Source organism: Pseudoalteromonas sp. BSi20652 (assembly GCF_000239855.1).
Taxonomy (GTDB): Bacteria; Pseudomonadota; Gammaproteobacteria; order Enterobacterales; family Alteromonadaceae; genus Pseudoalteromonas.
On sequence record NZ_BADT01000170.1, the window covers coordinates 95,895 to 107,792 of the forward strand.

Consider the following 11,898-nt stretch of genomic DNA (forward strand, 5'->3'; position numbering starts at 1 on the left):
AGAGGCGAATGAAAAAACTACTAGGATGTTTGCTGTTACTTGGGCTGACTACCGCTCCTGTTATGGCGAAAAATATACTCGATAAGCTCACAGTAGCACCAGGGTTTGAAATAAGCTTATTTGCAAATGATGTAGAAAATGCACGCCAAATAGCCGTTTCAAAAAAAGGTATTGTGTATGTTGGCTCTCGTAAAGCGGGTAACGTATATGCGCTTATTGATCATAATAGCGATGGCGTAGCAGATAAAAAAATTGTTGTAGCTAAAGGCCTAAATATGCCCTCTGGCATAGCAATTAAAGATGGCGATTTATATGTAGGCGAAGTACATCGTATTATTCGCTTTAAAAATATTGATACCCAATTAAAAGATCCAAAATTTGATGTGGTTTATGACGCATTGCCGAGCGAGCGTCATCATGGTTGGAAATTTTTACGTTTTGCACCAACGGGCGAGCTAATCATTCCGGTGGGTGTACCGTGTAATATTTGTGCTGAAGATGAACGTTTTGGTCGTATTTTTGCGCTTAATGTAGAAACAAAACAAATAAAAACAATAGCCAAGGGCGTTAGAAACACAGTGGGTTTTGATTTTCATCCGGCTACTCAAGCTTTATGGTTTAGTGACAACGGTCGCGACATGATGGGCGATGATATTCCACCAGATGAGTTAAACCGTATAACGCAAGAAGGTGAGCACTTTGGTTTTCCGTATGTTCATGCCGGTGCGATTATTGACCCTGAGTTTGGTGAAGGTAAAAATATTGCCGATTACACGTCGCCAGCTCTTGCACTTGCTGCGCATGTAGCGCCATTAGGTATTCATTTTTATAACGGTAAGCAATTTCCAGCAAGCTATAAGCAACAATTATTTGTTGCTGAACATGGCTCATGGAACCGTTCTAAAAAGTCAGGTTATAAAGTAGGGCTGGCAACAATTGAAGTAGGTCGCGTAACTAAATATACGCCATTTATTACTGGCTTTATGAAAGACGAAACAACATTTGGACGCCCTGTTGCATTTGCAGAATTAGGTGACGGCAGTCTGTTAGTAAGCGATGATTACGCCAATGTAATCTACCGTGTAAGCTATAAGAAAAACTAGGTAAGCTTTAATGAGTGATACAGATACCTTGCTAATGCAAGGAATTGAGCAACAAACAATGGGGCGTTTTACCGAAGACGCCTATTTAAATTATTCTATGTACGTGATCATGGATCGTGCCCTACCGCATGTAGGTGACGGCCTAAAGCCAGTACAACGTCGTATTATTTATGCGATGAGCGAACTGGGTTTGTCGGCTAATGCCAAGTACAAAAAATCAGCCCGTACAGTGGGTGACGTACTCGGTAAGTACCATCCACACGGCGACAGCGCATGTTACGAAGCCATGGTATTAATGGCGCAGCCGTTTTCTTACCGCTACCCTTTGGTAGATGGACAAGGAAACTGGGGCGCGGCAGATGACCCTAAATCGTTTGCAGCGATGCGTTATACCGAGGCGCGTTTATCTAAGTTTTCAGAAGTATTATTAAAAGAGCTTGGTCAAGGCACTGTAGATTGGACACCCAACTTTGACGGCACAATGGACGAACCTGTTGTACTGCCTTCTCGTTTACCGCATATTTTACTTAACGGTATAACCGGTATTGCCGTAGGTATGGCAACCGATATACCGCCACATAACGTACGTGAAGTGGCTAGTGCATGTTGTTTATTACTTGATAAACCAAAAACAGAACTTGAAGAATTACTTGAGCTTGTACATGCACCAGATTACCCAACCGACGCTGAAATAATTACCCCAAAAGCCGATATTCATAAAATATATAAAACCGGTCGTGGGTCTATTAAAATGCGTGCGGTTTACACCGAAGAGCATGGCGATATTGTTATTACAGCACTGCCGCATCAATGTTCTGGTGGTAAAGTACTTGAGCAAATTGCAGCGCAAATGAACGCTAAAAAATTACCAATGATTGCCGATTTACGTGACGAGTCAGATCACGAAAATCCAACACGCATTGTAATTATCCCGCGCTCAAACCGCATTAAAGCTGAGCCATTAATGGCGCACTTATTTGCAACCACCGATTTAGAAAAAAACTACCGTGTAAATTTAAACATGCTAGGGCTAGATGGTCGCCCGCAAGTTAAAGACTTACGCTGTATTTTAAGTGAGTGGCTAACATTTAGACGCGAAACGGTGCGTCGTCGTTTGCAGTATCGTTTAGATAAAGTATTAGCGCGTTTGCATATTTTAGAAGGTTTACTAGCCGCCTTTTTAAATATTGATGAAGTGATTGAAATCATCCGCAGCGAAGATAAACCAAAGCCTGTATTAATGGAGCGCTTTGATTTAACTGATACGCAAGCAGAAGCAATTTTAGAATTAAAACTTCGTCATTTAGCAAAGCTTGAAGAGTTTAAAATTCGTGGTGAGCAAGACGAACTAGCCAAAGAGCGTGATAAATTAGCGCAAATTTTGGGCTCAGAACGTCGTATGTCGACATTGCTTAAAAAAGAAATTCAAGAAGCCGCTGAAATGTACGGTGACGATCGTCGCTCGCCAGTGATTGAGCGCTCTGAAGCGAAAGCACTTAACGAAAAAGATTTAATTCCATCAGAGTCAGTTACTGTTGTGCTATCAGACAAAGGCTGGGCTCGTGTTGGTAAAGGTCATGACTTAGATGTTCAAGGCTTAAATTACCGCTCAGGTGACGGCTTTAGAGCCTCGGCTCGTGGTAAAAGTAATCAACCTGCGGTATTTCTAGATTCAGCAGGGCGGGCGTTTGCAACCGATGCGCACAGTCTACCTTCGGCGCGTAGTCAAGGTGAACCAATGACAGGTCGTTTTAACTTAACACCAGGCGCTAATTTTGAGCACGTGGTAATGAGTGAAGACGAGCAAGTATTGCTTATGGCGTCAGATGCAGGTTACGGCTTTATTACTGACTTTAAAGACTTAGTGAGTAAAAATAAAAATGGTAAAGCGCTGGTAAGCGTTCCTAAAGGTGGAATATTACTTTCTCCTATTAGAGTGAACGATGTTGCTAGCGATTACTGTATGGCTATTTCTAACGAAGGTCGAATGCTTTTATTCCCGCTGCGAGACTTACCAAAATTAGGTAAGGGTAAAGGTAATAAAATCATTTCTATACCGGGTGCTAAAGTACAAGCCCGTGAAGAGTTTGTAAAAGTGCTTGCTGTTGTGCCACTAGGAAGCAGTGTTACGCTTCATGCTGGTAAGCGTAAACTAACACTTAAACCAAGTGATTTAGAGCATTATCATGGTGAGCGAGGGCGTAGGGGTAATAAACTACCGCGCGGCTTACAGCGTGTTGACGAAGCCGTTGTTGATCTAACGCCTCAAGATGATGAACCAATAGACGTTATTAGCGAAGAGTAGCCAATTACTTTTTTGTATAAATAAAAACGGTCTGCATTTGCAGGCCGTTTTTGTTTTAAAATAAAGAGCTTGCATATTTCAGCGTACACTTGTGCGCTATTGACTCGTCTGTGTCACAAAATAACGCTATAATAATCATAATTGATCTTTGGAGAAGCCCATTTGCTAGCTGTTATTCGCGTTTTTATTATGCTGCTGTTTATATTGTTCAGTTGTATTTTTGGTTTATTACTTTCGATTGTAAGACCATTTCATCCTAATAATGTACATATTATAGCGGGCTGGTTTGGCTCAATGGCTAAAATGATTGGCGTTAAATTAGTTTTAACACGTCATAAAGATGCAGTTGATACAGGCCCTGCAGTTTATGTTGCGAATCATCAAAATAGCTACGACTTATTTACAGTGCCAGCGATGGTGCCAAAAAACTGCGTAAGTTTGGGTAAAAAGAGTTTAAAGTGGATCCCATTCTTTGGTCAGCTTTATTGGTTATCGGGTAATATATTAATAGACAGATCGAATCGCTCCAAAGCAGCGGGAACTATTTCAAAATCCGCCGAAAAAATTAAAAATAATGGCTTATCTGTATGGATGTTTCCAGAAGGTACACGAAGCTACGGAAGAGGGTTGCTACCATTCAAAACCGGTGCATTTCACACCGCAATGAGCGCAGATGTACCCATAATTCCGGTATGTATGAATACAACACATAAAACCATTAAGCTAAATCGTTGGGATAATGGTACAATTTACATCGAAATGTTAGCGCCTATAACGCTTGATAAAGAAATTAGCGCGCGTGAGCATGCTAAAAGCGTGCATAGCATTATGGCTGCTAAAATAACTGAATTAGATGCTCAAGTGAGAGAAAAATAATGGAAAACTGGCGTGAAATAAGTGAAGACATCGTAAGTTCACTACTTGAAGATGGGTCAGACCCTGAAATACTTTATGAAGTAGAGCATCACTTTGTGTGTGAAGACTTTCCTAAATTAGAGCAAGCTGCATTGGCTGCTTTTAAATTGGGTTACGATGTTGAAGAGCCGGCAGAGCTTGAGCTTGAAGACGGTAATAAAATTTGGAGCTTTGACATTGTAGTTGAAGCTGAGCTCGACGTTGACGTCATTATGGAAGACGTTGATAAGCTAGCAGCGCTTGCTGTTGAGTGCGAAGTTGAGTACGACGGTTGGGGTACTTACTTTCAAGAGTAATTAGCTGACTGTTATAAAGAAAGGCGATCATTGCAAAGTGCTCGTCTTTTTTAATATCTTTAAAATAAAATATTCACCTCAAAGTTGAATCTGCCAGATAATATTAACCAAAATCTCTATTTATGCTTGCGGCAATGCGATGCTCCGCTAGAGTGATTTTTGGACAATCGGCAACGATCAACAACGCTGATTTGAAGATGGTTGGGGCCGCTGGGATGAAACAGAGCTCACCGTTATTTCAGTTAGTGCTCACAAAGTTTTTAAATCATTAAAAATTTAAGGCAGTTAAGGGCGTGTTTATCAAGTTGTGGTTGGTGAACGCAATACACATTGAGTGCCTACTTGGTAAGAGAAAAATTGGGATTAATGATCTCAACGGGTATTTAAAAGCGAGAAATTTTATGTTTTTTTGTGGGCAAAATATTTAAAACTTTATTCAAGTTCATACTAGTTCATTGTAGGTCTTTGCTAAGTATAATATCAGCTCAAGCGATATTCGTTTTGATGGCTTTTTACTAATGACCTATAATCGCAAGACCCACATATGTTCGATGAGTGTGGGTAGTCAGTAAACTCAGATTTATTCAAAAGTGCTTTAAATATTTAGGTATTACAAAGCTTAAAATAACAATGACTGATGTTAGTTCCACGCGCAAAACTAACTAATTAGTTAAAAGACCACTCAGTTTAAAGTTCGATGGTCTTTTTAATATTTATAAAACTACAGCCAATGTTTATTTTTAAAATACACACCAATACCACCAGTCAGTACAATTAAAAATATTACAAATGCACTAAATGCGTAAGGACTTTCGGTACCTGGTATACCGCCTACGTTTACACCTAAAAGGCCAGTTAAAAAGCCTAGTGGTAAAAACAAAGCTGCGACTACCGACATAACATACATGCGCTGATTTAGTTGTTCAGAAACTTGGTTGGTGATCGTTTGCTGAATAATTTGCGCGCGCTCAATTGAGCTATCTAGCTCTTCAAGATAGCGAATAAGTAAGTTAGTGGTTTCGTTTAACTTTGCTTTATCATCTTCAAAAAGCCAAGGGTAGTGGTTATTTACCATTGAGCTGAGGGCTTCTTTTTGCGGTTTTAAATAACGTTTTAAGGCAATTGTTTGACGGCGTAACTGTGATAAGCCTTGGTTATCAAAAGGTTTGCTGGGCTCATCTATTTCTTCTTCAAATTCGTCGAGTGTTTCATCTAGTGAGTCAATAACGCTTTGCATGCGAGAAGTTAGTTTTTGTGTAATAGAGCATACTAGCTCAGAAATATTGCATGGGCCTTTATTTTCATTTAAACAGGCGAGCGTATCTTGCACCGATAATAAACGGCGCTTGCGGGTAGTAATAAGAATGTCTTCGCTAATAAATAAACGAATTGAAACCATATCTTCAGGGCTTTGTGCTGGATTTAAATTTACACCACGTAAAAATAACATGTGCCCATTAGTTGTTGCTGTAATACGTGGGCGTGTTTCATCAGCAATTAAAGACTCTAGTTCGTAATCTGTTAAATGAGACTGTGCCTTGAGCCATTCAACAGCTTCACTTTGGCTATAGTCCATGTGCACCCAAAGTTTTCCGTGGCTTGGTTGCCAGCTATTTAGCTCATTAGTGCTTTCAATAGGGTGAGCGCCACCTTGTTCATCAAGTACAAGTGCATGTAGTAAACCATTAATCATAATTATTTCTCATAATAGTGTATTTTTAATACCGTTAACTATAGTGTATCTACTGAGTTGCTTACAGACTTACCTTTACTTTTAATAAGTTAAGTTTGCTAATAAGTTTAATGCAGTAGTATGCAAGTACTGAACAGAGTGCTTTTTACTCAGCAGTAAGGTAGGCATTGTGCAATCGGTTACTTAAAAAGATCAATCAAATTCACTTATCGACTAGATAAAATTATTTCGTTGGTATTTTTTGACCTGTAGCGTATAAGTCACTTTTTTAATAAGGGCACATTTATGACAGCAAAGATAACAGTTGGTTGGCGTGAGTGGCTAAGTTTACCAGAGCTTGGCATCGAGCGAATAAAAGCTAAAATTGATACCGGCGCCCGCACTTCATGTATTCATGCAATCAATATTGAAGAATACGAAGTTGACTCAGAAAAATGGGTTAAATTTACAGCCCAACCGTTGCAAGACGATGAGCAAACGCAAGTCACTTGCAATGCAAAAGTTAAAAAAGAAGTATGTAACTAGCTCTAGTGGGCAAAAAGAATTACGTTATTTTATAGAGACAACATTGCATGCAGGTGAACATAGCTGGCCTATCGAAATTACGTTAACAAGCCGAGCAACAATGAAGTTTAGAATGTTATTAGGGCGTACAGCCATGGAAAATCGTATAGTCGTTGACCCGGCTTTATCTCAACTATTAGGTCGTAAGGTTTAACTATGAAAATCGGTATTTTATCTCGTAACAAAAAATTATATTCAACACGCCGTTTAATCGAAGCTGCAGAAGCACGTGGACACGAAGTGAAAGTAATCGACGCACTGCGTTGTTATATGAATATAAACTCAGAGCAACCAGAAATTCACTATCGCGGTGAAAACTTAAAAGAATTCGATGCAATCGTCCCGCGTATTGGTGCATCTGTTACCTTTTATGGTTGTTCTGTATTGCGTCAGTTTGAAATGATGGGTGTATACCCTGTAAACGAATCAGTGGCTATCTCTCGTTCGCGCGATAAGTTACGCTCACTTCAGTTACTATCACGCAAAGGCGTTGGTATGCCAGTAACTGGCTTTGCGAGCAAACCAGATGATGTAAAAGATCTATTAGAAATGGTAGGTGGCGCACCGGTAGTAATTAAATTACTGGAAGGTACACAAGGCATTGGTGTTGTACTTGCTGAAACACGTAAAGCGGCAGAAAGTGTTATTGAAGCATTTATGGGCTTAAAAGCTAATATTATGGTTCAAGAATACATCAAAGAAGCAGGTGGTGCAGATATACGTTGTTTCGTGTTAGGCGACAAAGTAATCGCAGCAATGAAACGCCAAGCGCAAGAAGGTGAGTTCCGCTCTAACCTTCATCGTGGTGGTAGCGCTACATTGGTTCGTATAACACCAGAAGAGCGTAAAACAGCAGTAGCAGCAGCTAAATCAATGGGTTTAAACGTAGCGGGTGTAGATTTACTTCGCTCATCTCGTGGGCCATTAGTGATGGAAGTAAACTCATCACCAGGTTTAGAGGGCATTGAAATAGCAACAGGTAAAGACATTGCCGGTATGGTGATTGATTTCATCGAAAAAAATGCTTCAAGTAAAGGAACAGCAACACGTGGCAAAGGTTAAAATTAACCGACCTTTTACTTTATTAGGCGAAAATATTGGCGTTGGCGAGCGTAAAACACTCGCCTTAGAAGCGGCTAAACTTTATACCCACTCACCACTTAATATTCCTATAGAAGTGGTTAATGGTGTAATGGAAGGGCCTGTGCTGATGGTATGTGCAGCGATTCATGGCGATGAGCTAAATGGCGTAGAAGTTGTGCGTCAGTTACTTGCTAAAATAGATCCTAGCCAACTACGTGGCACGCTAATAGCGGTACCTATTGTGAATGTGTTTGGCTTTATTCATAAATCGCGTTACTTACCAGACAGACGTGATATGAACCGTAGTTTTCCGGGTTCTGAGCGTGGCTCACTTGCTGGGCGTATGGCTTATATGTTTTTTAATCAAGTGGCAATACATTGTACCCATATTATTGATTTACATACTGGCGCTATTCATCGAACTAACTTACCGCAAATTCGCGCTAACTTAGCCGATGAAGCAACCGCTGAAATGGCTAAAGCATTCGGCACGCCTGCAGTTATAGATGCATCATTGCGTAATGGCTCATTACGAAGTGAAGCTGCAAACCTAGGTATACCGGTTATAACTTATGAAGCTGGTGAAGCACTGCGTTTTGATCCAATCGCAATTGCGGCAGGTGTACAGGGTGTTGATTATGTTATGCGTCATTTAAAAATGATCCGTGGCAAGCGTCCTAAAAAGTTACCAGATCCTATAATTGCAGGTTCAACTAGTTGGATACGCGCTGAAGTTGATGGCATTGTGCGTGCACAAGTATCACTAGGGGAGCATGTAACTAAAGGGCAAGTACTTGCTTATATTAGTAGCCCATTAGGTGACTCAGAGCTTGAGCTTTTAGCGCCCAAAGGCGGTATTGTTATTGGTCAGCAAACTATGCCATTAGTAAATGAAGGTGATGCGGTATTCCACCTTGCTTACTTTGCAAATGACAATAGTTTAGTCGAGCAGCAACTAGAGAACTTTATTGACGAAATAAACGATTTAGATGACGAGCTTAAAACAGCTGAACTAAATAACTAATAGCCAACCTGAACTCTGTTTAGTCAAACATTAAAAAGCCGCAGTAGGTAATTACTTACTGCGGCTTTTTTGTGAATATTGCTTTATTAACGATGCTTTTTAAACTATGTTTTTTTAGGGCCAATAATACGCTTTATAACGGGTGTTTTGGTTGGCTTTGGTTCTTTATTTAAAACCATGACAGGGCGGATCACAAATAAATTATTAGGGTAAATTACACGGTGCCCATCTATATGTTCAAGCACTACATTCATTAAGCCCATTTCTACTATTCGACCTTCAACATGATTCGCACCGTCAATAATTCGTACCCAATTGCCAACACGGCAATCGTTTTGAATAAACATTAGTAAAAATGCGGTGAGATTACTTAATAATGACCAGGCAGCGAAGAGGGCCACGCCCAACATAGCGAATAAAGAGGATCCTAAAACCAATAAACCACGCAGCTCTATACCCCAAAATACTAAAACTAAACACAGCACGACAAAGGCGAGTATAATTTTTAGTAAGAGCTCTGCACGGTATTTTCGGTGTAAATCAACTTTCCCCTTAATTGCTTTTTCGAGTAATTTTTTGGTTATTTTTAATAGCAGAGGGAAAACCAAAATAGCGATTATAGTTACAATTAACTTATATTGTGATGCAAACAATTCTAAAACTTCTATTATTTCCACATTAGGCCCTGAACTTTTATACCAATTCAATTTAATTCAATTGGTATTAGTTTAACGCGTTTGTATTATTTAAAAAGTGTTTTTAACGCTCACGAGCCACTGTACTGAGTCTACGTCATCGTAGCTATCAACTGGGGCGGCAATATCAATGTGGATCATGGTTCCTGAATTTGCACGACTTGGTGCCAAACGAAGACCCACGCCTATATTTTTTAAGACATGTGCGTTTTCGCCATTATTTTTATTGTTAAACCATGCTCTGCCTACATCTACAAAAGCTGCGCCACCTACTTTAAATAGCTGAAGTAAATCGTATTCCCAGTAATAACGCTTTTCTAGATTAACTAAAAAGCTGCGGTCGCCATGTTGATAATCCATAGGGTAACCACGCAGGCCTGTTTCACCGCCTAAAGTAAGCTGTTGATCAGCAGTCAGGTTTTTGGCGTATTGCACGCGGGCTTTAAAATACCAAGATTGGTCTTCACTAGTATTTAAATAATATTGAACTTGGCTGGTGGCCATAAAGTTTTCGAGTTTTTTCTGTTCTTTATTCCAATAGCCATCAATATCAGCACTAAAACGCCATAAGGTATTATCGTTAGTAAAGTGGGCTTTTTTAAAGTTAAAAGAATACACCGCGCGGCTGTCATCATTACTTAATGATTCATCTGAATAGCCAATTAAGCTTTTAATATTCCAACCTAAATTTAAATCTTCTGTGCGAGATATACTGTCAAAATTGCGTACTTTTATGTAGTTATCTTCAAACCAATGGCCGCTTATAAAGGGGTAGCTTAAACTTCTGTCATCGGCAAGTGGTGCAAAAGTAGTGTCTATAGCCTCAAAGGTATGCTGCTCGTCGGTATAACCTAAGGTTAAGCGCTGGGTCCAATTATTATTAAGCGCTTTAGAATGTCCTATAAATGCACGGTTTAAATCGGTAGTTTGATCAAATTCGCTAAACTCTTCGCCGCGTTTATATAGTGACTCTTCGCGCTGCTCAGAATAGCTTAAAATACCGTAACTAAAAGGGGTGTCTATCGCATAAAATGGATAGGTTAGCTCAAGCAAATGGCGTTTGCCATCGCTGTTATCAGCGTACTCTAAACGGCCGCGGTAGCGAGTAGATAAAATATTAGGATCGTCGTAAACAAATAAGTAACCGCTACGATCGCTGTCAGTCGTGCGCGAAAAAGAAAGGCGCTTACCCCACCCAAGTAGGTTTGATTCTCTAAAACCTATACTCGATTTATTTTCTCCGCCGCTACGACTAAAGTTCACTTCAGGTAAAAGTGTCCATAAATCACGGGTAACCACTTCTACATTAACATTGCCGTCGCAGTTTTCGGTAGCACTAATTTGTGCATCATATAAGTAGCTTTCTTTACGAAGTAGGCGCTCAGATTCAGCGAGCTTTTTAGCATCGTACTTGTCACCAGGGGAGAATAATAAAAGGTTATTAATAACATCGGGCTCTGTTTGAATATGAGCGCGGTTAGCAAATCGGAATAAGGCATTATTTTCCTCTTCAAGCTCAGTATTAAATACATTAAGTTGCTTGAGTTTTATTGAGGCTATTTTAGCGTTACTATTACTGTGCGTGAGGGTTGTTTTGTCTTGAACTTCTCGGCGTAAGTTTTTATCTGTGTTTAAATCTGTCTGTTCTACAAGGCAGTTATCAGTTTTCATTGACGATTGTTGTGCGAATGCATTAGGCACATAAAAGCTTAAAACCGTTAAGCTAATACAACATTGTGCTATCCACTTCTTGTTCACCATTAAACCTCTTTACTGCTACGTAGCAAATGACTACCGTAATATCAGCTTACATCATTGTTATTATAATGTAAGTAAAAGGTATGGATTTTGAAATTAATTAATTGTTACTCATATTCACTTTTGTTAATAACCAACCTGGTTTAGAACCGCCTGTGCGCGGGGTATTAAAAGCTAGCTTAAATAAAATGCTAAAGCGGCGAGTAAGTGCTCAGCTTCAAGCCCTTCGGCATTAATCCAGATGCTTTGGCTGTAATGCTCATAGTTTAAATTAAAGGTTTGATGATTATAGGTAAAACGAACTTGGTGGCGATCGGCACCAGCAGCGTAATCGCTGATAGTTATATCATCCGAGTGTAAAAATAACGTACTCCACAACTCAAAGTCTTCATCGTGTGGTGGCTCGGTGGGATTAATTAAAATATATTTATGAGCATGATCATATTCTATTTGGGTCATAAA

General features: G+C 39.7%; 10 protein-coding genes and 1 pseudogene. 7 read left to right on the top strand and 4 right to left on the bottom strand.

Going from position 1 to position 11,898, the window contains the following annotated elements; genetic code table 11:
- Nucleotides 1–8: 8 nt before the first annotated feature.
- From P20652_RS04780 to rraB, 4 genes are all read left to right on the top strand, one after another.
- Complete coding sequence (locus P20652_RS04780; protein ID WP_008170831.1) at nt 9–1,103, top strand: sorbosone dehydrogenase family protein; 1,095 nt, start codon at nt 9–11, stop codon at nt 1,101–1,103.
- A 10-nt stretch (nt 1,104–1,113) separates the two neighbouring features.
- On the top strand, nt 1,114–3,408 hold the full coding sequence (gene parC / locus P20652_RS04775; protein WP_008170833.1) for a DNA topoisomerase IV subunit A: 2,295 nt from the start codon (nt 1,114–1,116) through the stop codon (nt 3,406–3,408).
- 162 nt (nt 3,409–3,570) lie between these two features.
- Nucleotides 3,571–4,284, top strand: coding sequence for a 1-acylglycerol-3-phosphate O-acyltransferase (locus P20652_RS04770; protein ID WP_008170835.1), 714 nt, complete (start codon nt 3,571–3,573; stop codon nt 4,282–4,284).
- Nucleotides 4,284–4,619 (top strand): ribonuclease E inhibitor RraB, encoded by a 336-nt coding sequence (gene rraB / locus P20652_RS04765; protein ID WP_008170836.1) that lies wholly within the window; start codon nt 4,284–4,286, stop codon nt 4,617–4,619. Before P20652_RS04770 ends, rraB begins: the two co-directional genes overlap by 1 nt.
- A 721-nt stretch (nt 4,620–5,340) precedes the next feature.
- Here rraB and P20652_RS04760 read toward each other — a convergent pair.
- On the bottom strand, nt 5,341–6,312 hold the full coding sequence (locus P20652_RS04760; RefSeq protein ID WP_008170838.1) for a zinc transporter ZntB: 972 nt from the start codon (nt 6,310–6,312) through the stop codon (nt 5,341–5,343).
- 285 nt (nt 6,313–6,597) lie between these two features.
- Between P20652_RS04760 and P20652_RS18710 the strand changes: the two are divergent.
- The 3 genes and pseudogenes from P20652_RS18710 to P20652_RS04750 all read left to right on the top strand — a co-directional run bounded on the left by P20652_RS18710 (nt 6,598) and on the right by P20652_RS04750 (nt 8,983).
- Nucleotides 6,598–7,030, top strand: a pseudogene (locus P20652_RS18710) (ATP-dependent zinc protease).
- A 2-nt stretch (nt 7,031–7,032) separates the two neighbouring features.
- Entirely contained in the window at nt 7,033–7,938 is a 906-nt protein-coding gene (gene rimK, locus P20652_RS04755; protein ID WP_007376499.1) for a 30S ribosomal protein S6--L-glutamate ligase, read from the top strand.
- A complete protein-coding gene (locus P20652_RS04750) occupies nt 7,925–8,983 on the top strand; it encodes a succinylglutamate desuccinylase/aspartoacylase family protein (RefSeq protein ID WP_008170844.1) in 1,059 nt (352 codons plus the stop codon). The genes rimK and P20652_RS04750 overlap by 14 nt, the downstream gene beginning before the upstream one ends.
- A gap of 104 nt (nt 8,984–9,087) precedes the next feature.
- Here the strand turns inward: P20652_RS04750 and P20652_RS04745 are convergent, their stop codons facing one another.
- The 3 genes from P20652_RS04745 to P20652_RS04735 form a co-directional block, all read right to left on the bottom strand.
- Nucleotides 9,088–9,660 (bottom strand): mechanosensitive ion channel domain-containing protein, encoded by a 573-nt coding sequence (locus P20652_RS04745; RefSeq protein WP_008170846.1) that lies wholly within the window; start codon nt 9,658–9,660, stop codon nt 9,088–9,090.
- A gap of 69 nt (nt 9,661–9,729) precedes the next feature.
- Nucleotides 9,730–11,439: a ShlB/FhaC/HecB family hemolysin secretion/activation protein gene (locus P20652_RS04740; protein ID WP_008170848.1), complete on the bottom strand. Its 1,710-nt coding sequence runs from the start codon at nt 11,437–11,439 to the stop codon at nt 9,730–9,732.
- 171 nt (nt 11,440–11,610) lie between these two features.
- The gene (locus P20652_RS04735) at nt 11,611–11,895 is read right to left on the bottom strand and encodes a DUF3630 family protein (protein WP_008170850.1); all 285 of its coding nucleotides are present in this window, start codon (nt 11,893–11,895) and stop codon (nt 11,611–11,613) included.
- Nucleotides 11,896–11,898: the final 3 nt, after the last annotated feature.